The following is a 24,395-nucleotide window of genomic DNA, read 5'->3' on the forward strand; positions in this document are numbered from 1 at the left end:
CAGAACAGATAAAAAAGCTGCCATGGCAGCTTTTTTATTGCCCGGACATCAATAGCGAACTAGCTTTATCCCAGCACTCAACTATTTGGAGTTCCCATGCCAGGTTTGCTTAAACGCTTTACATCACTCGTGCTGTTTACACTTGTCAGCTTGGCTGCCGCGGCGGAAAACAATTCCTATGCCAAGAATCCCTATGCCGAGGTCAAGATAACCACTCATGAACTGCTGCCAGGTCGCTATATGTTGACCGGCGCCGGCGGCAACATAGGTGTCAGTGCCGGGGAGGATGGACTGCTCATCATAGACGACCAGTTTGCGCCGCTGGCAGAGAAGATTTCTGCGGCACTACAAGGTCTCAAGCCGGGCCATCCGGCTTTTGTCATCAATACCCATTTTCACGGCGATCATACCGGGGGCAATCTGTACTTTGGCCAAAACGCCAACATTATTGCCCACGAGAATGTGCTCAAGCGGTTGAATGAGAAAGCAACCCAAAAGAAGGCGCTACCTGTTATCACTTATGACAAGGGACTGAAAATTCACTTCAACAACCAGGTGTTGGAACTTATTCATCTGGGCCCAGGGCATACGGATGGTGACACCCTGGTGCTGTGGCAGGATCGCAAACTGGTGCATATGGGCGATCTCTTCTTTAAAGACAGGTTTCCTTTTATCGATCTCGACCACGGCGGCTCAGTCATCGGCTACAGAGACAATGTCGCGGCCGTGCTTGAACTCATAGATCAGGATACCTTGGTTATCCCAGGTCATGGTGAACTGGCCAATAAGGCCGATCTCCTGAGGTTCAAACATATGCTGGATGACTGCATCAATTGGATGAAAGAGGGCAAGCAGCGCGGCATGACTCTCGAACAGATGCAGGCAATGGAACTGCCCCAAGCATGGCGGGAATGGGGCTGGCAGTTCATCCCCAAGGAGCGCTGGGTCAAGACCCTGTATCAGGGATTAACCGAGGAATGACTGCCCTCTCAGTTGTAGGCGTTTATTGACTCGGCAAGGCTCAGGCAGGAATATTGCGAAAATGCCACAACACCCAATAGATGGGCTTGAGATCACGGCCGCCTATATCGCGAAACGGCCTCAGCAACAGATAGAGCCACTGCCAACTGACCAGGAAACTTCTGGTCTCATGCCAGATAGCTTCACCACCGGCTTGGCGATAACTGGCTATCGCTTGGGCAATCGCTTCGTTGGCCGGCCCCATGTAGCGGTATAAGCTGTGAATGTACACCAGCAGATCCCTTATCTGCTGCATCAGCATGTCTTTACCCTTTTGATTGGCTTCAAAGTCGATAAAGGTTACCTGTCCCTGTTGCCAACTGATATCCCTTAGTGCCGGACGGCCGTGGGCCAAGCCCATACTGTGCAAACCCGCCAAAGCAGCGGCGCTGTCATTGAGGATCTGCTGCATGCCTTGCTGATCCTGCGATTTGAGTGCCAACCAGTCTTTGACTGTCACACCGGCATCTTCCACGACAAAGTAGCCCTTATCGGACTGAACAATGCGCGGCACAGGAGCTGAGCGGCTGGCCAGATGTTCCAGAGTCTGTTTCTCTTTTTCCAGCGCCAGTTGAGGATTGGGTTTCAACACCCGCATGGCCCCCTGAAGAGTCTCTGCCTGTTTGAGCCAGTATTTTTTACCCTCATATTCAAACGAGCAAATACGCTCCCCGGGATGAGCTTCCAGCACCCGCAGAACATATTGATTGAATTTAGGTTGCTCCATGGACAGGACTCCCTTCCAAGAATTGGTGGTGGTTCACAGAAAATTCTTATTAGTATCTTAGGGAATGGCTATTAAAGCAAATTCACTTAGGCTAAAACCCTGCTATTTAACGCATTTTCAGAGACTAATACCACAGAGGCTTAATGATAAAAACAATTGATGAATGAAATTAACAATTTCCAAACACAACAACTAATACAAAAGAGGGAGACGATGCCAGGGAGGGAAGTAGAAATGTAGACCCCAATCCGCTGTTGCGGATTGGGGGGATCGGACAGGGGCTGTTATTGCTTTTCCTGCCAAGGCTCGGCCTTGTCAGCCAGCAGCACAGGGATCCCATCATTGATAGGATAAGCCAGCCTATCTGCCTTACAGATAAGTTGCTGTGCCTGCTTGTCATACTCCAGTCTGCCTTTACATATGGGGCAGGCTACGATTTCCAATAGTTTCTTATCAAACGCCATCAGACTGTCCTTTTTGGTTTGCCTTTTGTTTGCTTGCCATTGCCTCTCGCACCCGAGTCAGCAATTGGGCATCGAATTGGGGTGATAGCTTGGCATTGACGGCCAAATACCACCAGTGTTGTTTTGCAAATTCGCGACACTTGATCGCATCTTTTTCTGTCATCAGCAGCGGCAGTTCATCGCCAAGTGGCGCCAAGGCCTCCAGACTGTAGGCCTGATGATCGGCAAAGACCTCTTGAGCTTCGAGCTTGAACCCCATCTGAGAGAGAGTTTCAAAAAAACGTTCCGGATTACCGATACCAGCCATGGCTTTTACCGCCATAGGCGCTGTGGGGGCCTGAGTCTGGTTTTCCCCTGCGACACTCAGTACTGCACCGGGAATGAGCTGCATACCAAACTCTCTGACAGTATCGCTGGCTTCACCGTTGTGAATAACGAAATCGGCACTCTCCAAGCGCCATTCACCCTCTCTCAAGGGACCTGCAGGCAATAACATGCCATTACCCAAGCGGCGGCTGGCATCGAGCACCACCACTTCAATATCCCGCGCCAGTCGATAATGCTGCAAACCATCATCGCTGATAATAATATCCACATCAGCGGACGCCAGCAGCAACTCGGCGGTGGCTATACGATCCACTCCCACAGCCATAGGCACTTGAGTGCGGGCCACTATCATCGCCGGCTCATCACCAAAATCCGTTGGATTGGCGCCTTGGGGCACCAGTCTCGGCTCGGTTTGACCACTGCCATAACCACGGCTTATTACCCCTGGGTGGTAACCATAGTGCCTGAGCAACTCAATCAGATAGATAACGGTAGGCGTCTTGCCACTGCCGCCGACGGTAATGTTGCCGACAATGATCACGGGTACGGGCAAAGCTTGCGAGGCCTTGAGCCCAAGTTTAAACCCCAGGCGTCTCAGGCCACTGAGCAAGGCAAACAACCAGGAAAGCGGCCAAAGCAACCACCTTCCCCAATGCTTCTGATACCAGATACGGTTAAGCAGAGCTTCCACTTAACCTCCGAATTGCATCTGGTACAACTTGGCGTACGTCCCATCCTTTTCCAGCAGGCTCTGATGCGTGCCGCGCTCGAGGATCTTGCCCTGATCGACCACCAAAATCTGATCGGCACTTTCAATGGTCGACAGTCTGTGGGCAATAACTATCGAGGTACGATTGCGGCGCAGGTTATCCAGCCCCTTTTGAATCGCCTTCTCTGATTCGGTATCCAGTGCCGAGGTCGCTTCATCGAGGATCAACACAGGGGCATCCCTGAGGATGGCTCTGGCAATGGCGATCCGCTGGCGTTGACCACCGGACAACATCACGCCGTTTTCACCTATCTCGGTATCCAGTCCTTGGGGCAAGGTTTCGATAAACTCCATCGCATAGGCCAATTTGGCGGCGTTTTCTATCTGTTTGCGAGTCGCCTCACCTGGATAGGCATAGGCGATATTATTGGCTATGGTGTCGTTGAAAAGAGTGACCTGTTGCGACACCAAAGCGACCTGGCTACGCAGACACTTGAGTGAATAGTCGTAAATACTGACATCATCCAGGGTGATCTCCCCCTGTTTCAGCCCAGTGTAAAAACGGGTCACCAGACTGGCGATGGTCGACTTACCCGAGCCTGAGCGACCCACCAGCGCCAGAGTCTGCCCCTGATGCACTTCAAAGTCGATATTCTCAAGCGCCAGACGCTCCTGCCCCGGATAACCAAAGCTGACGTTATCGAAACGCAGATTACCCTCAACCCGCTCTACTGTGTGAGTGCCGCTATCGGACTCCCCCGGAGTATCCAGCAACTCAAACACTGTGGTACAGGCAGCAATACCGCGTTGAAACTCGGCGTTAACCCGGGTGAGGTTCTTGATGGGCTGCAGCATGGCGAGCATGGCACCCAGGATAGTGGCAAAGGTACCCGCGGTCAGTTCATCCTTCAGGCTGTCAAAGCTGGCAGCATAGAGTACAAAGGCCAATGCAAAGGAACCTATGATCATAATAAGCGGTTGGCTGATGGCCTGGGCCGCTGCCAACTTCATGTTCTGATAGCGGTTTTGATCGTTAACTTTGGCAAAACGCTCAGCCTCAGTCTTCTGACCGCCGAAAGACAACACGTTCTTGTGGCCCTTGATCATCTGCTCAGTCACTGCAGTCACTGACCCCATGGCGCCCTGGATCTGCCGCGATACCTTACGGAAGCGGCGACTGACAACGGCAATCACCACCCCGATGAAAGGACCAATGAGCAGAATGCAAAGCGACAGCTTCCAGGAGTAATAGAACATCAACCCCAGCATGCCGATGACAGTGACACTGTCTCTCACCAGAGTGATCAGCGCGCTGCCGGAGGCTCTGGCAATTTGCTCTGTGTCAAAGGTTACTTTGGAGATCAAGGAACCCGTGTTTTCCTTGTCCATATAGCTGACAGGCAGCGACAGTATGTGTTCAAACACCTGCTGACGCATATCCTGAATAAGCTTGGCACTGATATAAGAGATGCCATAGGTAGAGACAAAGTTGGCCAATCCCCTAAGACTGAACAGCCCCACTACCACGAAGGGGGCCATGGTCAACACATCCGAGCTGGCATTAAACCCTTTGGAGGTGCCCAGCTCCACGCCGGCAACGACCGAATTATTGGCAAACCCTTCATCAATAAAAGGTTTCACAAAAGCGATAAAAGTAGCGTCCACAACCCCATAGGTGATCAACGCCAGAATCGAGATGATAAATACCCCTTTGAGAGGCTTGAGGTAGGACAGCAAACGTCTGAAAACCGTCCAGACTTCACGTTGTTGAGATGTGCTCATCAGCGAAACTATATTTATGACAAAGTCGCCATTCTACTCTGGATTCCCTGCCATACCAAACCCAAACAAGCGGTTATACCAAAATGGCGCCAGATCCTCGCGGTAACTGTGCACTGTATAACCTTGGCTATCAAAGTGGATACTCACCTGCCCCAGCTCGCCGGAAATCAAGGCTTGGGCCCCAAAGGCGTGATATCTCAAACGTATCTCCTCTTTGGGAAACCCCCAACGATTGCCATGCCCGGCAGCAAACAACACCCATTTCGGCGCCACAGCACCGATAAACTCAGGGTGAGATGAAGTGCGGCTGCCATGATGGGGCGCCAGTAAAATATCGCTCTCAAGTGAGCCTTTTTTGTGCAATAAGGCAACCTCGGCGGCCAGCTCTATGTCCCCCGGCAGCAGCACCCTATGATGTCCATCGAAGAGTTGCAGCACGCAGGAACCGTTGTTGCCTGGCTCTGCCTGCTCGGGGCCGAGAAAGTTCAGCTCTATCCCTTGCCACTCGAACATCCCCGGACGGCAGCCCCTGTGCCAACGCTTTGGATGACTGCTCTTGAGCTCAGGGACATCGGTTATCAACCCTGCCTGGTCAAAGGCCTGCATCAGCACTTGGGTACCACCGGCGTGGTCATTATCGCCATGGCTGACAATAAGGAAATCGAGCTTGGTCACGCCTTTGGCGCCAAGGAAAGGCACTATCACCCGCTCTGCGTAGCTGAAACGCTCGCCAAAAGCCGCACCTGTATCATAGAGCAATGCATTAGGCCCCTTTTGTACCACCACAGCCAGCCCCTGCCCCACATCCAACATATGTAACTGCCAGCCCTTGGATTTGAGCAGTCCAAGCCATAGCCCGAGCTGCAGTACAAAGGGCAATATCAGCAGCATGGCCACTCCCCGCCCCTTGGGCAGTAAACGCCAACAAAGCCATGCCGGAAACAGCAACAGCGCCGCGGCGCTGAGAGCCTGCGGCAACATGAGCCAGCCGCCGGGAAGCTGACTATTGAACTGCCATAATTTTTGCACCGGCCAGAGACTGAGAGACGCCAATTGCCAAGGCATGAGTGCCACTGCATCCATGCCGAGAGCGGAAAAAATCGACCACAGCAGCAGTGCCAGTAGCGCCAGAGGGATCACCAGTAAACTGAACCAAGGCACCAGCAGCAAGTTGAGCCACAGGCTGTGAACTGTCACGGCGCCAAAGAGTACCGCCTGCAGTAACGACAGCCCCAGACAAAGGCGCCACTGTATCGCCCAAAATGCCAAGGCCCAGCGCTTGAGCTTGGCAGGCCAGTGGGTCAGCACTTGCTCCTGCTCCAGAGCGTTAGGATTATGAACTTGATGGTTAAGGCTCAGCAAAATTAACGCCAGTGCCGAGAATGACAACCAAAAGCCGCCGCTGAGACTGGCCAAGGGGTCAATCAAGAGCACACAGGCCAGCGCCCACAGCAGCCGATCCCAGGCCGAGGCATAGCGCATCATTAATGAAGAGAGCACCAGCAAAAACAGCATCAGCAAGGCTCTTTGGGTGGCAATGGCAAAGCCCGCCAGATAGGCATAAAAGAGTGCCATCAGCAACGCCGCCAAAGATGCCAACACCAAATTGCGCCGCCCATAGGTGGGTGCCCAACGTTTGAGCGCTCCAAAACTCAGCAGATAACACCAGAAAGCGACCACCGAAAGATGCAACCCAGAAATCGCCACCAGATGGGCATTGCCGGACTGGCGCAGCTCTTGCCAGCGCGCCTTGGAAAAGAGTGACCGCTCACCCAAGGTCAGCGCCAGCAGCAGATCGCCGCCATCGATTTCGGCCAATATTGGAGTTAACTCTGTGACCAATCGGGCCCTGAGCCCAGTTGATGGCAACAGCCGCTCACCTGATATCACCTGGCCTCTGGCAGCTATTCGCTCGCCGAGCAGATAGCGCTGACGATTGAAGCCGCCCTGATTAAGCACGGCGGCGAAGGTTCTGGGTTTGACTTCAAACTGCCACACCTCACCCAATTGCGGTGACGGCAATGCATCCCCCTGCCAGCTCAAACGCCACATGGAGGCCAGGGGTGCCAACAGGGTTGGAGAATTATCATCAATTGGCCGAATATCCATACGGATCCAGTCGCCGTTTGCAGAAACTAGTGATATGATTTCGCCCCGCAGTGTCTGAGTAACAGACGTTTCAGAGCTGGATGATGAGTCAGTAAGGCTTTTAATATCAATAACTAACTGACAGTAAACACTGACCCACAGCACGCCGCCCAAAGCACCATAGAGCAAAGCACTTCCCTTGGGAACCCAGCTCCCGCTCAAGACTCTGAGGCACAAGACCAGCAGCACTGCAATAATTGGCAATGAGAATAAGGGCGGTATCCAAGGCCAAAGCATGGCCGAGAGTACAGCGATGCAAAAGCCCGATAAGCATTGATTCATCATTGAGTAATTTAAGACAGCAATCCAAGCCTATGCCAAAAAAGATCATTCAGAGATTCATGCCCGATCCGGAGAAACTGAGGAATCATAAACACCTCAAGATCTTCGGCAGCCTGCTGAACAAACCCAACCTCTGGGCACTGAATCGCCGCTCTGCCCCCGGCGCCTTCGCCATAGGCCTGTTTGTTGCCTGGATGCCGATGCCGTTCCAAATGGTGTTGGCCGCCGCGCTGGCAATCTACTTCCACGTCAATCTGCCGGTGTCGGTCGCCTTGGTTTGGATTACCAACCCTGTGACCATGCCGCCCATGTTTTATCTGGCCTATTTGATAGGCGCCAAGCTGCTCAATCACCCGCCGCAGCAGTTTACCTTCGAAGCCAGTTGGGCCTGGATAGAATCTTCCATCAGTACCATAGGCCCACCTTTCCTGCTCGGTTGTTTGGTATTGGGTGTGGTCAGTGCCCTGACGGGATATTTTGTGATCAAGAGTGCCTGGCAGTACTCCATCTATCTGCAGTGGCAAAAACGACGCAAATAGTTGCTGCTGGCAGTAACGTCACTGAAGCGACACAATTCAGGGATACTTTAGGAATACATGGTTTTAGCGCTGACCAAACTTGGCAACCCAAAGCATGTTCAGCCAACCAAAACCAGGAACCCGGCGATGGCCGGGTTCCTGCTATTTAGGATGTGCCTGTCGCTTATCAGCGCCCGGCCAGGGCGGTTGCCGGGGCGATTCGACTGGCCCTGAACGCCGGATACAAGGTAGCCAGCAGACTCATCAGCAGCGCCATAGCCACCACGACCAGTACGTCTGCCAACTCGAGCCTGGATGGCAAGAAATCGATAAAATAGATATCCCCCGAGAGCAACTTATGCCCGGTCAACTGCTCAATCCCCTTGGCGATGGCCGAGAGATTCTTGGCCAGCAGTACCCCCAGTAGAGCTCCTATGGCGCAGCCGAGCACACCATTGAGCGCACCCTGGACAATAAATACCAGCATCACGGCGCCGCGCTTAAGTCCCATGGTCATCAAGATGGCGATTTCCGAAGCCTTGTCACGCACCGCCATTACCAGGGTGGAGACTATGTTGAAACAGGCCACACCTATTACCAATGCCAGCACCAGATACATGACGGTGCGCACCAGCTGAATGTCCTGGTAAAGATGCCCCTGGGTGCGGGTCCAGTCGTTGAGATACAAAGTCTGGCTCTGGGCATAACCCAGCTCGCGAATCAGCCGCGGCGCTTCAAACACACGTTCAACCTTGATTCTCACCCCGGTCACCTCGTCTGCAAGCCCAAGCAGGCGCTGGGCATAGGCCATGGGCACATAAGCCGTGGTGTATTCAAGCTCGCCGCCGAGACGAAAACTGCCGCTTATCAACAACGAATGACTGCGGGCCTGCGCCAGTTGACCACTGCCCTTGCCATGGGGTGATGGCAGATAGAGGGTCAGGCGATCACCCACTTTAAGTCCCAGTTTGTCCAGCATCCCCTGGCCCAGCACTATATGATTGCTGTCGCCCGCAAGGCTCTGCCAGCTTTCCTGTGTCAGATACTGATTCAGGGTCGAAACCCGCGCTTCGGCCTCGGGGTTAACCCCCACCACAGACAAGCCGACAAAACCGCCCGGCTTTTGCACCAACCCCTGCATGCGTACCAGCGGAGCGGCGGCGCTGATGCCGTCGATTTGCTCGGCGTCCGACACTATCTGACGCCAGTCATGAATAGGTTCACGGACCTGGCTCAACTCCCCCTGGGGCACAACCCCGAGCAGGCGCTGCTCCAGCTCGCGCTCAAAGCCGTTCATCGCCGACAGCACCAGAATAAGCACGGCAACCCCGAGAGCGATACCTGCGGTGGAAGCAAAAGAGATAAAACTGATAAAACTGCTGCTCTGGCGGGCACGGTAAAAGCGCCAGCCGATGACCAGGGGCAGCAAGGCAGGATGCGCCGTCATTGGTCCGCCTCCGGCGCCGACAAACGACCATCGACCATCTGCAGCTGCCTATCCATCCTGACCGCCAGTTGATGATCATGGGTTACCACCACAAAAGCCGTGCCCAGTTGTGAAGCCAGCTCGCGGATAAGCTCATAGACAGCCTCGCCGCTGTGGGCATCCAGGTTACCCGTAGGTTCATCGGCAAGTACCACTTTGGGGCTGTTGATCAAGGCCCTGGCAATGGCCACCCGCTGGCGCTCACCACCGGAAAGCTCCGCCGGGGTGTGATCCAATCTATGTCCCAGCCCCACTCTTTCGAGCAAAGCCCTGGCCTGTGCTCGCACTTCCGCCTTGGGTCGACCGGCAATCAGCCCCGGCATGGCCACGTTTTCCAGGGCGTTGAATTCGGGTAACAGATGATGAAACTGGTAGATAAAGCCCATCGCCTGATTGCGCAGCTGTGCCTGGCGGAAAGCCGAGGCCTTGTATAAGTCCTCGGTTTCGAGCAACACCTGACCGGCAGAGGGCTTATCCAAGGTGCCAAGAATATGCAGTAAGGTACTCTTGCCCGAGCCCGAACTGCCGACAATCGCCAACTGCTCCCCCGGATACACCTTGAGGTCGACCTGCTCCAGCACCTTGGTGCTGAGCTTGCCTTCCTGATAACTCTTGCTGACGGCTTTGGCTTCAAGGAGCGCGGCTTGTTGCATGGTATTGATTCTCTTATTCATATCTAAGTGCAGTCGCAGGTTCTACCCGGGCGGCCCGAATAGCCGGGTACAAGGTGGCGGCCAGGGTCATCAGCAGAGTGCCGATGGCGATAAGCACCAGTTGCTGCGGTTCCAGCTGCACGGGTAACCTCTGTCCGGCACCCAATACGGCGATCCCCAGGGTCGACAGCAGCGGATTGATGTTGAGGGTGGCCACTATGCCAACCCCCAAACCCAGCGCCAGGCCTATCAGGGCATTGAGAGAGCCCTGGGAGATAAAAATGGTCATGATATCCAGCCTGCCCAGCCCCTGGGTCTTGAGCACGGCGACATCGGCAGTTTTATCCACCACCATCATCACCAACGCCGAGACGATATTGAAGGCTGCCACTGCAACAATCAGGCTTAACATCAAAGACATCATGTTCTTTTCCATCTTCACCGCGGCGAAGAGATGGCCATAACTGTCACGCCAGTCGCTGACGCTCACCTCAACTCCCTTATCTTCGAACAAATGTTCAACCTTGGGCGCCAGCGCCGGGGCGCTGAAGGGGTCGCTCAGAAACAGCCTGAGATCCTGAATTTGCTTTGGCGACTGACGCATCAAGCGGCGGGCATCTTCATAGTGCAGAAAAGCCACTCCCGCATCGACCTGAGAACCCATCTCAAAAATACCCGCCACTTCAAAAATTCGCTGGCTGGGAACAGGCCCAAGCGGCGAGTACACCACACCATCACCGCTGAGCAGACGCAGTTTGTCTCCGGTGGCAACATTGAGCCGCCGTGCCAGCTCCGAGCCCAACAACACCCGGTAGCTGCCGCTGCTGAGCGAATCGAAGGCATCCAGATAGGCGTGTTTGGCTACAACCGAGAGATTTTTCTCGGCCTCGGGGTAGATGCCATAGAGCTGCACCGCACTGATATTATCGGCCGACTGGGCCATCGCCTGGGTGGTCGCCGAGGGCGCCAGCCCAAGCACGCCGGGCAATTGTTGCAAATCGCCTTTAAAGCTCTGCCAGTCGTCAAAAGAGTTGTCTGTATGTACCGTCAGTTGTGGAATGGCCCCCAGGATTCGGGTCTTGAGCTGGCCTTCCAGGCCGTTCATCACAGAGCTGACAATAATCAATGCTGCCACCCCGAGAAAAATCCCGCTGACGGCGAAGAAGGTAATAAAGGAAGCAAAAGCGTTGGCCTTGCGGGCACGCCAGTAACGATAACCTATGTAAAATGAGAGTCCCGGATTCATGAGAGGGATAGCATGTCCTGTGCGCTGCGCTTGCTAAATCAATGAAGTGGGCACGATAATAGGTGGATTGACCGGGTAAATACAAGAGGCGGGACCTTGTTTCCTGAATCCAATCCATACTTCAGCGTGCCCCACGCCTTCGATGTCTATCTCAGCCTCTGGCCCAAGGACGCTCCCTTGCCGACCGAGAGCCAACTGCTGGCGATGCAATCCACCGGCTTGAAACTGATGAGCGAGGTCAAGGCGCTGGAAGCCGGCTGTTTGTTGCAGCTGAGGCAACTCGGCGATGAGGGCCGGGCGATTGTCGACTACCTCAAACTCCAGTCCCGTAAGATAGATCTGGTATTACAGCACGTATTGGAGCAGGAGAGCCGCGAAGGCCAACACTGCCCCGGGGTGCAATTTGGCGGCAGCGGCGTGCGGGTGCAGTTACCCCAGGCACTGGACGCCGGTACATTTTGCAAGCTGACCCTGTTTATTCGCGATGAAATCCTGTCCTTGCAGTGCATCGCCTCGGTGCGGGAATGCCGCGCCGACCCAGGCCATGAAGGCCAGTTTCTGGCCGATCTCGACTATCGGGTGATCCAGGATGCCGATATCGAACTCTTGGTCAAGGCCAGTCTCAGCGTGCAACAAAAGCAGCTCAAGCGGCGTAAGGCCAGTCAGGATCCCAACTGGCATGAGCCATCCTAAATCTCTACAATGGTGCGCAATCCATTCAGAATGAATCTGTTATCACATCTTCAATGAATAAGTTTTCTGTACTGGCGCCTGAGGGTGCCCCAAAGGCCGGCGAGATCCGCCATCTCGGCCTCGGCGAAGGCGTGGAGCGCGCGCTGACCTTGGCCAACCTCGCCCGCCAACATCAAGGTGTCAGCCTGTTGGTAACAGCGGATACGCCAACCGCCCTGACACTGGAAGCCGAACTTAAATACCTTTTGGGTGATGCCCTGCCCGTGTGGTTGTTTCCCGACCGGGAGACCCTGCCCTACGACAGCTTTTCGCCGCATCAGGATCTGATCTCCCAGCGGCTGGAAACCCTGTCAAGGTTGCCAAGTGCCAAGCGCGCCCTGGTAATAGTGCCTATCAACACCCTGATGGTGCGACTGCCGCCCAAGTCTTTCCTGTCGGCCAATGTGATGTTGCTGAACAAGGGCGACAACTACAGCCTGCAACAGATGCGCGAGCACTTGGTCAGCGCCGGTTATCATCTGGTCGGTCAGGTTTATGAACATGGCGAATTTGCCATTCGCGGCTCGATTCTGGATATCTTTCCCATGGGCTCAGCCGAGCCGCTGCGAATTGAACTGTTCGATGATGAAGTGGAATCTATTCGCCATTTCGATCCTGAAACCCAACTATCCAAGGAACCCCTGTCGCAGGTACGGATGCTGCCGGCCAAGGAGTTCCCCACAGATGAACGGGCCATAGAAGGCTTCCGCCAGCGTTATCGGCGCTATTTTGAAGTATTGGTTAAAGAGCCCGAGTCCATCTATCAGCAGGTGAGCCGCCATTTGATGCCCGCCGGTATCGAAAACTACCTGCCCTTGTTCTTTGATGAAACCGCGACCCTATTCGACTATTTTGCCGGCGATGTGCAACTGCTGACGCTGGGCGACCTGCAGCAGGCCGCCGATGCACATCTGACGCAGGTACGCAATCGCTATGAAGACAGGCGGGTCGATCCGCTGCGGCCCTTGCTGGCCCCGGCCGACCTATATCTGTTGACCGAGCAGCTGTTTGCCGCCTTCAAGCGCTGGCCAAGACTGCAGCTGAGCCAGGTGGATGCCCAAAAACAGCAGCAATTGGCTGCAGTAAGCGCGCTGCCGGATATCTCAGTCAACCATAAGCTGAAGCAGCCCTTGCAGGCATTGGCCGACTATATCGCCTCGGCGGGCAGAGTCCTGCTGAGCGCCGAATCCGAAGGCCGCCGCGAGGCGCTGATGGAGTTGCTGGCCAAGATAGAGTTGCGCCCGGTACTGTTCCCGCATCTCAAGGCGTTTATCGACTCGGATGCACCGCTGGGGTTAATCGTCTCGCCCCTTGCCAAGGGCTGCGTACTCCATGAGCCCAAGCTGAGCATAATTTGCGAAACCGAGCTCTTCGGTCAGCGGATCTCCCAGCAGAGACGGCGGGAAAAACAGCGCCAGATCAGCAGCGATGCCCTGATTAAAAACCTCGCCGAGCTCAAGGTCGGCCAACCCATAGTGCACCTGGAGCACGGGGTCGCCCTCTATCAGGGGCTGGAAACCCTGGATACCGGCGGCGTGGTGGCCGAATACCTCAAGCTGGAATACGCCGGTGGCGACAAACTCTATGTGCCTGTGTCATCGCTGCACCTCATCAGCCGCTACGCCGTGGCACCGGATGAATCCCCCAACCTCAACAAGTTGGGTAACGAGAGCTGGGCCAAGGCCAAGAAGAAGGCGATAGAGCGCATTCGCGATGTGGCCGCCGAGCTGCTGGATGTTTACGCCCGCCGTCAGGCCCGCCCCGGCGAGGCCTGTGAACTGGATGAGGCCGAATACGCCCTGTTCGCCCAGGGTTTCCCGTTCGAAGAGACAGTGGATCAGGAAACTTCCATCGCCGCCGTTCTCGCCGATATGCAGTCACCGGTGGCTATGGACCGTCTGATCTGTGGTGACGTGGGCTTTGGCAAGACAGAAGTGGCCATGCGCGCCGCCTTTGTTGCCGTCAACGCCGGCAAGCAGGTGGTGGTGTTGGTGCCCACGACTCTGCTGGCTCAGCAGCACTATGAAAACTTCAAGGACAGGTTCGCCGACTGGCCGGTGCAGATTGAAGTCATGTCCCGTTTTCGCACCGCCAAAGAGCAGCAACAGGTGATTGCCGACCTGGCAAACGGCAAGGTGGATATTGTTATCGGCACCCATAAGCTGCTCAACAGCGAGGTAAAATTTGACGCCCTCGGCCTGCTTATCATAGATGAGGAGCACAGGTTCGGGGTACGGCAGAAAGAGAAGATCAAGGCGCTCAGGGCCAATGTGGACATTCTCACCCTGACGGCGACCCCAATTCCCCGCACCCTGAATATGGCCATGTCCGGCATGCGGGATCTGTCGATTATCGCCACCCCGCCGGCCAAACGCCTGGCGGTGAAAACCTTCGTGCGCGAATACGACAAGGCCAGTGTCCGTGAAGCCATAGAGCGGGAGATCCTCCGCGGCGGCCAGGTCTATTACCTGCACAACAATGTGGAGAGCATAGAGAAACGCGCCGAAGAGCTGCGCGAGCTGTTGCCCGATGCCAGAGTGGTAGTAGCCCACGGCCAGATGCGCGAGCGCGAGCTGGAGCGGGTAATGTCCGATTTCTACCACAGACGCTACAACGTGTTGGTGTGTACCACCATTATTGAAACCGGTATCGATGTGCCGAGCGCCAACACCATCATCATAGAGCGGGCCGACACCTTCGGATTGGCGCAGCTGCATCAGCTCAGGGGCCGGGTTGGCCGCTCCCATCACCAGGCCTATGCCTATCTGATGACCCCGCATCCGAAACGCATGACCTCAGATGCCCGCAAGCGCCTGGAAGCGATTGACGCCCTGGAGGATCTTGGCGCCGGCTTTATGCTGGCGACTCAGGATCTGGAGATCCGCGGCGCCGGTGAATTGCTGGGGGATGAGCAGAGCGGCCATATCTCCAAGATAGGCTTCAGCCTCTATATGGAGATGCTGGAGTCGGCGGTCAAGGCGCTGAAACAGGGCAAGGAGCCATCCCTGGCGCAGATGCTCAACCAGCAGTGTGAAATCGAGCTGAGGATCCCGGCGCTGTTGCCGGAAGACTATGTGGGCGATGTCAATATTCGCCTGTCGCTCTACAAACGGATAGCCAACTGCACTACGGAATCGGCGCTGGATGAGCTCAAGGTAGAATTGATTGACCGTTTCGGTTTGTTGCCTGAAGCCACCCGTAACCTGATGCAACTGACACTGTACAAGCATCAGGCCACCGCGCTCGGGCTGAAGAAACTGGATTTTCACGCCCGCGGCGGCAGTGTCGAGTTCGGTGACGATCATATTATCGATCCCGGCTTTATCATTGGCCTGTTGCAATCCCAGCCACAAATCTATCGAATGGATGGACCGAATAAGTTAAAGTTCACCCTGGCGGCCGAAAGCAGTAAAGAACGCCTGGAGATAGTGGGTCTACTGCTGCAACAACTGGCACAACACACTGTGGGAGAAAAATAGTGTATCGAAATATGCTGGCAACCCTGGCTCTGGGGCTGACACTTTCGCCTGTATTGCAGGCGGCACAATACCCTTGGTACGAAGTCGAGGTATACCTGTTTGAGCGCCCCGGGCCAAGCACGGAAAAGTGGCCGGATACGCCGCTGGAGCTCAAGCTGAACAAGACCATAGACTTGATCACTCCCCAGGTCGCCACCGAAATCAGCTCAAGCAGCATGACTGTGGGAGACTGTGATCCGCAATGGCAATCTCAATCCGCAGACAGCGCAGCAGATAAGGCTCTCAATAAAGATACCTTTGACTCACAGCGCGGCCGTCCCCTTCAGGCAGGCCAAGTGATATCTCTGGCCCAGACCGATAACACGACTCAAGCGGATGCCGCCGGTTTGCCTTGCCAACAGCAGCAAGCGGAAATCCGTATGCCCAAACAGTTGCCTGTGAATATCAGTCCCAGAGACAGCAGCACAGCCAGCCAACCCGGCGCCTTGCTGCTCAGTGAGAACCAGGCCCAATTTGGCGGTGTTATCAATACCCTCAAGCGGCAGAGCGGTTTGAAAGGGCTTTTGCACCTCACCTGGCAGCAACAGATGAAACCTCGCCATAGAGCAGAGGCGATGCATCTCTTTGGTGGCCGTAACTTTGGCTCGCAGTTCAGGCAGTCAGGTTTACCCCAGAGCCAGTTGGACACGACTTCAAGCTCCTCTTTGAATGGCTTGTCGGAAGACAAACTGCCTGGGCAGGCGATAGGCAATGGCCTAAGTGAACCAAATCAAATGGGCAGTGAGGAATACGCAGCGCTTGGGAGCTTGATGGTCCCCAAAACACCCAAGGCGGTGTGGGAGTTCGATGGGCTTTTAAATATCTATCTCAGCCATTATCTCTATGTGGAAACCCGCTTTAATTTGAGGGAGGCCGGCTATAAATCTCTGGCCACCCAAGAAGGCGAACCTGAGCTGCAAACCCCCTTTCTTTACAGCATTCCCATGGAACAGAATCGCCGTATTCGCAGCGGGGAAATACACTACTTCGATCATCCAAGAATGGGGATGATCCTACAGGTAAGGCGTATGGCCCAGCCAGGCAGCCAAACTCAAGCCGATGGTGGCGAAGAGCTCTGATCAATCACTGATAGAGAAGTCGAGGTAGATCTCATCTGCCTCGTCTTCCTCTACATACACCCCATCGACCCGAGCCTGAGGTGGCCCTTGCTCGCACCAGGCAATCAAGTGGTCGACCGCCGGGAAGGCGCCCTGCGCCAACACCTCCACCGAACCATCTTCTTTGTTGCGCACATAGCCTGTCACCCCAAGTGACTGAGCCTTTTGCTGGGTAAAGCGTCTGAAACAGACTCCCTGCACCTTGCCTTTCACAGTCAGCAGCACCCGCTTCATGGGCGTCTCCTTGTAGACTTGTCTTGGTGGCCTTGTGTTGCCATGCTTATAAATCAAGCAGTTGATTAACAAAAAAGCAAAAAAAACAGCTAACAAAAGAGTGTTAGCTGCATCGGGCGACATACGCAAAAGGTCTGGCACTGTATGAATAACCGAATGTAACATTCTGTATCAAACTCGCCATGATTGGTAACTTTACACAGTCAATGGCCCGATGCAACCAGCGAAACAAACTGAAAAACAACCCGGAGGCACTCTCGTGACTTGGATCACAAAAAGCACTCAATTTACCGTATGAGTGGATATTTATCCTACCCGTTCAACCCCCTCTGTTTGCTTGAAGGCTTTTATCTGAGTTAAATGGCTCGCCAGCGAAGCAAACTTATGACTCTGTTGTTTGTCCCAAATCACTTCATAATAGCGGCTGAGCAAGGCATGACTGCGGGTGCTATCCAAGACCTCATCCTCGGTCGACAGCAGGCACAGGGCACGGTTACGGTTCTTGCTGCGAAAATCGGTCACGCATTTGCTGGCAATATTGGCATACTCTTCCGGCCTGTCTATCTTGCCGGGCATATTTTCCTCCGGCCACAGATTGGGGTTGACCAATACAGCCTTGAGCCCGGACAGAAAAGCGATTCGCTCGGCCCAATAGGCACCCAGCCCCACACCTATGATCAATGGATGGGGGTCATCGGTGAGTTTAAGCTGTTTACTGACCTCATTCAGCAGATGCTGCATGTCGTGTCTGGGATGCTGGGTGCTGTAGCTGATGAGACGCACATCATCATCAATGAACTGTAACTGCCTGACTTTTTCATGATTACCCGGGCTGGTGGCATCAAATCCGTGAAAATACAAAATCATTTTGTTTCCTCAAGTCTCATTTCCAGTCATGGTTATACAGGTTTCAAACTAACCAAGTTAGTTTGCACCTATATTGTGCCAAATCAATTTTTTGTGGATGAAATTCTGGCCGCCAGCTCGCGGGCCCGGTCCCAGCGTACTTCATCCTGTAATGCACGCATTACCTTTACGGGGTCGGCCCTTAATGTTGCAGCCGGGAAAGGATTGCTCTCTGGCCAAGGGAAGTCCCCCAGAAGACTTCTGGCACCCTCAGGGTCATTGCATACCAATACCATGTTACAGCCGGCATCCAGTGCCGCTCTGGCCCTGGCCTGATAGTCTCCGGCTACCGCCGCCCCTTTCATGCCGAGATCGTCCGAAAAAATCACCCCGTTAAAGGCCAATTTGCCGCGCAGCTCCTGTTTGAGCCAAAAAGATGAAAAACCGGCTGGGTTAGGGTCTACTTCGGGATAAATGACATGAGCCGGCATAATGCCTTGGAGCATCTCTTTGGCGATCAGCTGTGAAAAAGGCTGCATGTCACACTCGGCAATCTCTTGGTAACTGCGCGGGTCGACCGGCTGGGCAATATGGGAATCGGCCTCGACGCTGCCGTGGCCGGGAAAATGTTTGCCCACCGCGGCCATACCGGCCTCAGTCATGCCTTCAATAAAGGCCGCTGCCAGTACGGTGACCTGCTCGGGCCTCGAGCCGAAACTGCGAGTGCCTATCACCTGGCTGATACCATTGAGATCGAGCACAGGGGCAAAGCTTAAATCTATATCACAAGCCAAGAGCTCGACGGCCATCAGGAAGCCCAGCTCTTTGGCCCAGGTTGTCGCCAGCTCCAGCGAGCCTGCGGCTGCCGGCAATATATCGCCCATGGCTGGGATTTCGGTAAACCCCTTTCGAAAACGCTGTACCCTGCCCCCTTCATGGTCGACGGCGATCAGCAGTTCGGGACGCACACTGCGAACCGCACGGATCAGGGCTATCAGTTGCTCTCTGTCTTGGTAATTACGGCTGAAAAGGATTAGGCCGCCAACGGCCGGGTGCTGCAGGACAGAGGCCTCCTCTGGCGTCAACTCGACAGAGGCAAGATCCAGCATTAAGTGACTCATAAACATCTCCAACAGGGTACCGCGCATGAAAGCGACTGAAAAAGGTACGAAATGGTGTTAGCCCCGATACAGGTATGGCTGCCAGGATAGCGCAACTAGGGTCAATCCCATTGTTAGCAAGGCTAATCCGACCATAGCTTGATAAAAATAACTAATGATATTCCAGGCCAAAAGTATGGGATACTTGCCCTATGGGCAGAGTAACTCTGGGGTCAAGGTTACTCCGAAACCCGCGTATGCGCGAGCAATGCGCCTCCCAATGACTAAAATAACAACGAAACAGCAACAGGGTTAACCAAATGATTAGCGTATTCGATATGTTCAAGATAGGTATAGGGCCCTCCAGTTCCCATACCGTGGGTCCGATGAAAGCGGGCAAAATCTTTATCGAACAACTGGCTGCAGATGACTTACTTGGACAGGTCGACGAACTGCAGGCCGAGCTTTTTGGCTCTCTTGGACAAACGGGCAAGGGCCACGGTACGGGCAAGGCGGTGATCCTGGGATTGATGGGGGAAGATCCGGAAACCGTCGATACCGACAGCATAGAGACGATTCTGGCAGAGGTGGCCGACTGCCAGACACTGACACTCAGCGATGGCCGTAAGGTTAAGTTTACCCGCGAAGATGGCATCACCTACCACAGACGCAAGACACTGCCGGCACACGCCAACGCCATGACACTCTACGCCCTCAAGGCCGGAGAGTGTTTGTATCAACGCACTTACTATTCGGTCGGCGGCGGTTTTATTCTCGATGAGGATGAAATTCAGCAGCGTAACGCCTCTCCGGCGACTCCCATTGCCCAGGCTCCTTACGATTTCAATACCGCCAGCGAACTCTTGGAGCTGTGCTGCGACAATGGCCTGAGCATCTCTTCGCTGATGATGGCCAATGAGCTCAGCATAGCCCCAGAGAGTGAAGTCAAAGCCAAACTGTGGCATATCTGGCAAACCATGAAGGCCTGCGTGGAGAAAGGCTATCAGAAAGAAGGTATTTTGCCCGGCGGTCTCAAGCTGCGCCGCCGCGCCCCGGCGCTGTATCGCCGTCTCAAGGCTGAGGGCCGCAACAACATAGATCCCCTCAATGCCATGGATTGGGTGGACTTGTTTGCCCTGTCGGTGAATGAGCAAAATGCTGCCGGCGATCGGGTGGTAACGGCCCCGACCAATGGCGCCGCCGGTATCATCCCCGCCGTGCTCTGCTACTACGACACCTTTGTTCAGGAAGTGGATGAAGATGTCTGTAGCCGCTTTCTGTTGACGGCCGCGGCCATAGGTATTCTGTACAAGAAAAACGCCTCCATTTCCGGAGCCGAGGTTGGCTGCCAGGGCGAAGTCGGCGTGGCTTGTTCCATGGCAGCAGCCGCTCTGACCGAGATCATGGGTGGTACGGTCGAGCATGTCGAAAACGCGGCGGAAATCGGGATGGAACACAATCTGGGGTTAACCTGCGATCCTGTCGGCGGCCTGGTACAGGTTCCCTGTATCGAACGTAATGCCATGGGCGCCGTCAAGGCGATCAACGCTTCACGCATGGCGCTGCGCGGCGACGGTAATCATAAGGTTTCCCTGGATAAGGTGATCAAGACCATGATGGATACCGGCAAAGATATGCGCAGCAAGTACAAGGAAACCGCCAAAGGTGGCTTGGCGGTTAATATCGTCGAATGTTGATTGGTGCAGCCCTGCGCTGACTCAGGGGATAGTAAGAGTAGATTCGTTCACCAAAGCTCATATGAGGCGTTGCTCAGGCAACGCCTCATTACTGCCTCCCCTGTTTACAGGATTTCCTATGCCCGTAACCCTCTTTTTCTGATCGCTTGCAGACCTTAAGCACAATTTTCCCGTTCCTGTGTAACAGATGGATATTCCGCCGGCGGGTTGCGCTCAAGGTATTCAAACAAGCCCGACTGCATACTGACATTCCAAAAACGCCCCGCCAGAGACAACTTCAAAGCCGTTTGACTGAGCTCGGCCAAACCATGGCTTTGCCAACGTAAAAACAGCGGCATCAAGTGACCGACCAGACTGTCAGGCAGTAGAGAAAATGCCAGGGAGCCTGAGTCCAGAGCGCCCTTAATCGTGCCGGCAAATCCTTTGGGCACAGGCGCTGTAATATGGGCCGGTGGCCGGATCCCTAGCTTCAGCGCCTGCTGCCAGGCCGAAAGCTCACGGCCATACATGATGCCATACCCGAGAATGTTACCGCCGGCACCGGCACCAAAGGGAATGATCTCGGCGCCGGCCTCAAGAGTCTTGGCACCATAAGCGTACATCCGCGCGCGAGTAGCACTGTCAGCACGCGGCGCTTCAGCCTCACTCTGCTGCTGGCGCTGAATACGGCTGCCACTCAAGGTTATCAGCTGATACAGATCCACTCCGTGAATGCCGCTTTCAATCACATCGGCAATATCCTGCTGCCACACCCGCTCATCTTGCCAGGGCAAGCCAAAGATAATATCGGCAATAACAGGTGCATCATTTCGGCGGCTGAGTTGCTGTAGACGCTCTATGACCTTTTCCCTTGAGTCCAGACGCCCCGCGGCAAGGCGCACCTGGGTATCAAAGCTCTGCACCCCGAATGAAAAGCGATTAACCCCACCATTGAGTGCCGCCTGCCATTTATCGTCGCCAAAACCGTTGAGACGCCCCTCCAGGGTGATTTCCGCATCATCACTCAAGGGGAAATCAGTCAGTGAAAGCAGCAGAAGTGCGATTTGGCTGGCCGTCATGTCGCTCGGCGTGCCGCCACCTATGTAGACGGCCTGGAAAGGCCTGCTTTGCACCAGTGGATTTTGGCCGGCGCGGCGCAGCTCAGCGCTCAAGGCTTCAACATAATCGGCTATTCTTTGCGGCTTGGCGCCATTTTCAAAAAAGTTACAGAAACTACAGCGTTTTCGGCAAAAAGGGATGTGCAGATAAAGAGCACGCTGGCTGCTGGTCGAGGTTTGCTGCCAAAGCTCGTGCCATTGGCCGGCATCAAGCTGAGCTTCAACTCTGACTCCGCCATGGGAATGGGGCGCACGTTTTGGGCTAAAAGCAAACTGCAAGGGGGATGGGCTGGCGATCCCCGTCATGGAGGGAGTGAAAATCATCGGAAAGTCCGTTGAACGACAGACTTAAATGATAATAAATATCATTACCATAATTTTGATTCAGATCAACAGACTGTGAAGCGGCTCCTGAAATTTACCCAAGAGCTTAGTGAGAACGTCAAAAAATCCCCAAGGTGCAATGATCGCAGTTACTTCTCCAACCTTGTAACTGCATAAAAAACCGCCCAACTTGTGGACGGTTCTGTTAAGCAGTGGTCTCAGCGCAGCGGCAGTTCGACATCGGCGAACATCTGCTCTATCAACTGCGCATCACGCAATGTAACCGCCTTTTCCACCACATCCCTTGTCAGGTGCGGCGCAAATCGTTCAATAAAGTCATACATATAACTACGCAGGAAGCTGCCCTTTCTAAAGCCTATCTTAGTGGTACTGTGAGCAAACAGATGACTGGCGTCTATAGCCACCAGATCCTTGTCAATCACTGGATCAATCGCCATGGAAGCTATTACACCCACCCCGAGACCCAATCTGACATAAGTCTTGAGCACATCGGCACTGGTGGCACTGAAGACAACTCTGGGCTCAAGCCCGGCACCATGGAAACCACGCTCAATTTCCGAGGCCTTGTCAAAACCGAACACATAAGTGACCAAGGGGAAGCGCGCCAGCTCTTCAATGCTGATCTGACTGCGGCTGGCCAGAGGGTGATCTCTGGATACCACCACAGAACGATTCCAGTGGTAACAAGGCAACATAATCAGGTCGGAATAGAGATGCATCGCCTCGGTGGCGATGGCAAAATCGGCGTCCCCGCGAGCAGCCGCTTCGCTTATCTGCGATGGCGTGCCCTGATGCATATGCAGATTTACCTTGGGATAACGTTCAATAAACTGGCGGATAATTTGCGGCAAAGCATAGCGGGCCTGAGTATCTGTGGTGGCAATATTCAGTTCCCCCTGATCCGGCTTGGTGTACTCTTCGGCCACTTTCTTGATACTTTCGACTTTACCGAGAATATCATTGGCGATTTTGATGACCTGCTCGCCGGCCGGTGTCACATGGGTCAAGTGTTTACCGCTGCGACCGAAGATCTGGATCCCCAGTTCATCTTCCAGCATGCGTACCTGCTTACTGATCCCTGGCTGAGAGGTATAAAGGTTTTCGGCGGTAGCGGAAACATTGAGGTTGTGATTGACCACTTCTGCAATATATCTGAGCTGTTGCAGTTTCATCTTTAGATCCTTGAATTCCTGCCCCATTCAGGAGCAGAATTTGAATGTTGTAATGCCGGACATCTATAATCAATGGTTATAGTATAAAGCAATAACTAAATCAAACAGGAATATAGCCACGAATGCGAACTATCTTCAGGACAGATACCTCATGCTGGACTAAGATAACTAGGCTAGTTTATTGATTTATTGTAGCATTAACAGAATTATAAAATTTACGGAAAGGCTATGGCATTTACTCTTGTACTGGTGCTGATTGGCGCGCTTCTTCTGCTGGTGATCGGCATCAATGTTATTCAGCAACAAAAAGAGCGAGCCGAGGCCGAACGTCGTACCGAGCTGGCTCGCCAACGGGCTATTTTGGACGAAACCGAAGAAGTCCTCTCCAATACCGGCATGTTCCCTTGCTCTTCACAAATGGTTTTGGTGCTCTACAAGCGTATTCAGGATGCGGCAAGAATCGCCGTTACCCTGAGCAAAGCCAATCAGAAAGGGGATTATGAGCGGAGGCTGACTGATCTTGAGGCGCTGATCAACAATCTGCAAAGCAGCGGCCCTCAAACACCGGCCATTGAAAACTTTCGCCTGCCTGACAACGATCGTCAGGTATTGGTGCTGGTACAGACCTTGAAAAAGCTCAAGGCGATTTTGCGCGCCGAGCATAACAAGGGCAAAGTCGATCCCACAGTATTTGCCGCTGAAGAAGGACGCATTGACAGCCTGCAACTCAGGATCAATGTGGAGAGCATGCTGTCACGCGCCCGCGCCGCCAGTTACATGAAACAATACGGCTCATCGAGGCAGATGGTCACCAAGGCACTCAGTACCCTGCATACCATCAAGGCACAAACTCCGAATGATCCCTTTATTGCCCGAAAAGTGGATGAAGCCAAGCAACTGCTCGATGAAATCATGGGCGCGCAAAAGATGGCTCAGCCCAGCGCCCCCAAACAGAAAAATGATGAAGATGATATCGATGTGTTGTTCCAGCCTAAGAAGAAGTGGTAAGCCGTCAACTTGAGCTTAAGCTACTACCGGTAAACTCCAACAAAAAGCACCTCTTGGGTGCTTTTTGTTGCTGCTGTCGGTTTTGCCTAGCCAAGTGAACTCTGCCAGCCAAGTAACTCATCCCCAAAGTTCTCTCAGCCAATTCTATCTCGATTAATTTATTCCG

At 54.0% G+C, this 24,395-nt stretch carries 20 protein-coding genes; 7 read left to right on the top strand and 13 right to left on the bottom strand.

Annotation, left to right across the window (positions count from 1 at the left end):
- Positions 1 to 96 precede the first annotated feature (96 nt).
- The gene (locus ACF8D4_RS10325; RefSeq protein WP_208124886.1) at positions 97 to 981 is read left to right on the top strand and encodes an MBL fold metallo-hydrolase; all 885 of its coding nucleotides are present in this window, start codon (positions 97 to 99) and stop codon (positions 979 to 981) included.
- 40 nt (positions 982 to 1,021) lie between these two features.
- Here the strand turns inward: ACF8D4_RS10325 and ACF8D4_RS10330 are convergent, their stop codons facing one another.
- From ACF8D4_RS10330 to ACF8D4_RS10350, 5 genes are all read right to left on the bottom strand, one after another.
- On the bottom strand, positions 1,022 to 1,747 hold the full coding sequence (locus ACF8D4_RS10330) for a phosphotransferase (protein ID WP_028780479.1): 726 nt from the start codon (positions 1,745 to 1,747) through the stop codon (positions 1,022 to 1,024).
- Between the two features lie 284 nt (positions 1,748 to 2,031).
- Positions 2,032 to 2,211, bottom strand: a complete 180-nt coding sequence (locus ACF8D4_RS10335; protein ID WP_025011023.1) for a Trm112 family protein — start codon at positions 2,209 to 2,211, stop codon at positions 2,032 to 2,034.
- The gene (gene lpxK, locus ACF8D4_RS10340) at positions 2,201 to 3,229 is read right to left on the bottom strand and encodes a tetraacyldisaccharide 4'-kinase (protein WP_028780480.1); all 1,029 of its coding nucleotides are present in this window, start codon (positions 3,227 to 3,229) and stop codon (positions 2,201 to 2,203) included. Before lpxK ends, ACF8D4_RS10335 begins: the two co-directional genes overlap by 11 nt.
- Positions 3,230 to 5,029, bottom strand: a complete 1,800-nt coding sequence (gene msbA / locus ACF8D4_RS10345) for a lipid A export permease/ATP-binding protein MsbA (protein ID WP_392464351.1) — start codon at positions 5,027 to 5,029, stop codon at positions 3,230 to 3,232.
- Between the two features lie 33 nt (positions 5,030 to 5,062).
- Positions 5,063 to 7,462, bottom strand: coding sequence for a DNA internalization-related competence protein ComEC/Rec2 (locus ACF8D4_RS10350; RefSeq protein ID WP_338326903.1), 2,400 nt, complete (start codon positions 7,460 to 7,462; stop codon positions 5,063 to 5,065).
- Between the two features lie 29 nt (positions 7,463 to 7,491).
- On the opposite strand from ACF8D4_RS10350, the gene ACF8D4_RS10355 reads away from it, so the two are divergent.
- Entirely contained in the window at positions 7,492 to 7,998 is a 507-nt protein-coding gene (locus tag ACF8D4_RS10355) for a DUF2062 domain-containing protein (RefSeq protein WP_025011025.1), read from the top strand.
- 166 nt (positions 7,999 to 8,164) lie between these two features.
- Here ACF8D4_RS10355 and lolE read toward each other — a convergent pair whose 3' ends face one another.
- From lolE to ACF8D4_RS10370, 3 genes are read right to left on the bottom strand one after another with little or no spacing between them, the layout of a single operon-like run.
- Positions 8,165 to 9,424, bottom strand: coding sequence for a lipoprotein-releasing ABC transporter permease subunit LolE (gene lolE / locus ACF8D4_RS10360; RefSeq protein WP_071237555.1), 1,260 nt, complete (start codon positions 9,422 to 9,424; stop codon positions 8,165 to 8,167).
- On the bottom strand, positions 9,421 to 10,137 hold the full coding sequence (gene lolD / locus ACF8D4_RS10365; RefSeq protein WP_208135917.1) for a lipoprotein-releasing ABC transporter ATP-binding protein LolD: 717 nt from the start codon (positions 10,135 to 10,137) through the stop codon (positions 9,421 to 9,423). Before lolD ends, lolE begins: the two co-directional genes overlap by 4 nt.
- Entirely contained in the window at positions 10,130 to 11,362 is a 1,233-nt protein-coding gene (locus ACF8D4_RS10370) for a lipoprotein-releasing ABC transporter permease subunit (protein WP_039035104.1), read from the bottom strand. Before ACF8D4_RS10370 ends, lolD begins: the two co-directional genes overlap by 8 nt.
- Before the next feature lie 96 nt (positions 11,363 to 11,458).
- Here ACF8D4_RS10370 and ACF8D4_RS10375 point away from each other — a divergent pair, with 96 nt between their 5' ends.
- Genes ACF8D4_RS10375 through ACF8D4_RS10385 form a run of 3 tightly spaced genes read left to right on the top strand, consistent with a single transcriptional unit; the run spans position 11,459 to position 16,691 of the window.
- Positions 11,459 to 12,055 carry a hypothetical protein gene (locus ACF8D4_RS10375; RefSeq protein ID WP_236574391.1) on the top strand — a complete coding sequence of 199 codons (597 nt, stop codon included), beginning with the start codon at positions 11,459 to 11,461 and terminating at the stop codon, positions 12,053 to 12,055.
- 53 nt (positions 12,056 to 12,108) lie between these two features.
- A complete protein-coding gene (mfd, locus tag ACF8D4_RS10380) occupies positions 12,109 to 15,573 on the top strand; it encodes a transcription-repair coupling factor (RefSeq protein ID WP_392464353.1) in 3,465 nt (1,154 codons plus the stop codon).
- On the top strand, positions 15,573 to 16,691 hold the full coding sequence (locus ACF8D4_RS10385; RefSeq protein WP_392464355.1) for a CsiV family protein: 1,119 nt from the start codon (positions 15,573 to 15,575) through the stop codon (positions 16,689 to 16,691). Before mfd ends, ACF8D4_RS10385 begins: the two co-directional genes overlap by 1 nt.
- Here the strand turns inward: ACF8D4_RS10385 and ACF8D4_RS10390 are convergent, their stop codons facing one another.
- From ACF8D4_RS10390 to nagZ, 3 genes are all read right to left on the bottom strand, one after another.
- Positions 16,692 to 16,964, bottom strand: coding sequence for an acylphosphatase (locus ACF8D4_RS10390; protein WP_025011030.1), 273 nt, complete (start codon positions 16,962 to 16,964; stop codon positions 16,692 to 16,694). It abuts the gene before it with no gap.
- A gap of 306 nt (positions 16,965 to 17,270) precedes the next feature.
- Positions 17,271 to 17,831: an alpha/beta hydrolase YcfP gene (ycfP, locus tag ACF8D4_RS10395; RefSeq protein WP_392464357.1), complete on the bottom strand. Its 561-nt coding sequence runs from the start codon at positions 17,829 to 17,831 to the stop codon at positions 17,271 to 17,273.
- Between the two features lie 83 nt (positions 17,832 to 17,914).
- A complete protein-coding gene (gene nagZ / locus ACF8D4_RS10400; RefSeq protein ID WP_345871845.1) occupies positions 17,915 to 18,931 on the bottom strand; it encodes a beta-N-acetylhexosaminidase in 1,017 nt (338 codons plus the stop codon).
- Positions 18,932 to 19,230: 299 nt separating this feature from the next.
- Here nagZ and ACF8D4_RS10405 point away from each other — a divergent pair, with 299 nt between their 5' ends.
- A complete protein-coding gene (locus tag ACF8D4_RS10405; RefSeq protein ID WP_345871847.1) occupies positions 19,231 to 20,607 on the top strand; it encodes an L-serine ammonia-lyase in 1,377 nt (458 codons plus the stop codon).
- 155 nt (positions 20,608 to 20,762) lie between these two features.
- On the opposite strand, the gene ACF8D4_RS10410 is transcribed toward ACF8D4_RS10405, so the two are convergent.
- Positions 20,763 to 22,028, bottom strand: coding sequence for a radical SAM protein (locus ACF8D4_RS10410; protein ID WP_392464359.1), 1,266 nt, complete (start codon positions 22,026 to 22,028; stop codon positions 20,763 to 20,765).
- Between the two features lie 218 nt (positions 22,029 to 22,246).
- Positions 22,247 to 23,221, bottom strand: coding sequence for an HTH-type transcriptional regulator CysB (gene cysB / locus ACF8D4_RS10415; protein ID WP_208124890.1), 975 nt, complete (start codon positions 23,219 to 23,221; stop codon positions 22,247 to 22,249).
- Between the two features lie 228 nt (positions 23,222 to 23,449).
- Between cysB and ACF8D4_RS10420 the strand changes: the two genes are divergently transcribed.
- Complete coding sequence (locus tag ACF8D4_RS10420) at positions 23,450 to 24,229, top strand: hypothetical protein (protein ID WP_025011035.1); 780 nt, start codon at positions 23,450 to 23,452, stop codon at positions 24,227 to 24,229.
- Positions 24,230 to 24,395 lie beyond the last annotated feature (166 nt).

The sequence above is a fragment of the Shewanella sp. YQ_9 genome (assembly GCF_043103185.1).
GTDB classification, from domain to species: Bacteria; Pseudomonadota; Gammaproteobacteria; order Enterobacterales; family Shewanellaceae; genus Shewanella; species Shewanella algae.

Excerpts from the sequence above, each read along its gene's own strand:
- ACF8D4_RS10325 (WP_208124886.1), top strand. The coding sequence starts at position 97 with ATGCCAGGTTTGCTTAAACGCTTTACATCACTCGTGCTGTTTACACTT.
- ACF8D4_RS10330 (WP_028780479.1), bottom strand. The coding sequence starts at position 1,747 with ATGGAGCAACCTAAATTCAATCAATATGTTCTGCGGGTGCTGGAAGCT.
- ACF8D4_RS10335 (WP_025011023.1), bottom strand. The coding sequence starts at position 2,211 with ATGGCGTTTGATAAGAAACTATTGGAAATCGTAGCCTGCCCCATATGT.
- msbA (WP_392464351.1), bottom strand. The coding sequence starts at position 5,029 with ATGAGCACATCTCAACAACGTGAAGTCTGGACGGTTTTCAGACGTTTG.
- ACF8D4_RS10350 (WP_338326903.1), bottom strand. The coding sequence starts at position 7,462 with ATGATGAATCAATGCTTATCGGGCTTTTGCATCGCTGTACTCTCGGCC.
- ACF8D4_RS10355 (WP_025011025.1), top strand. The coding sequence starts at position 7,492 with ATGCCAAAAAAGATCATTCAGAGATTCATGCCCGATCCGGAGAAACTG.
- lolE (WP_071237555.1), bottom strand. The coding sequence starts at position 9,424 with ATGACGGCGCATCCTGCCTTGCTGCCCCTGGTCATCGGCTGGCGCTTT.
- lolD (WP_208135917.1), bottom strand. The coding sequence starts at position 10,137 with ATGAATAAGAGAATCAATACCATGCAACAAGCCGCGCTCCTTGAAGCC.
- ACF8D4_RS10370 (WP_039035104.1), bottom strand. The coding sequence starts at position 11,362 with ATGAATCCGGGACTCTCATTTTACATAGGTTATCGTTACTGGCGTGCC.
- mfd (WP_392464353.1), top strand. The coding sequence starts at position 12,109 with ATGAATAAGTTTTCTGTACTGGCGCCTGAGGGTGCCCCAAAGGCCGGC.
- ACF8D4_RS10390 (WP_025011030.1), bottom strand. The coding sequence starts at position 16,964 with ATGAAGCGGGTGCTGCTGACTGTGAAAGGCAAGGTGCAGGGAGTCTGT.
- ycfP (WP_392464357.1), bottom strand. The coding sequence starts at position 17,831 with ATGATTTTGTATTTTCACGGATTTGATGCCACCAGCCCGGGTAATCAT.
- nagZ (WP_345871845.1), bottom strand. The coding sequence starts at position 18,931 with ATGAGTCACTTAATGCTGGATCTTGCCTCTGTCGAGTTGACGCCAGAG.
- ACF8D4_RS10405 (WP_345871847.1), top strand. The coding sequence starts at position 19,231 with ATGATTAGCGTATTCGATATGTTCAAGATAGGTATAGGGCCCTCCAGT.
- ACF8D4_RS10410 (WP_392464359.1), bottom strand. The coding sequence starts at position 22,028 with ATGATTTTCACTCCCTCCATGACGGGGATCGCCAGCCCATCCCCCTTG.
- cysB (WP_208124890.1), bottom strand. The coding sequence starts at position 23,221 with ATGAAACTGCAACAGCTCAGATATATTGCAGAAGTGGTCAATCACAAC.
- ACF8D4_RS10420 (WP_025011035.1), top strand. The coding sequence starts at position 23,450 with ATGGCATTTACTCTTGTACTGGTGCTGATTGGCGCGCTTCTTCTGCTG.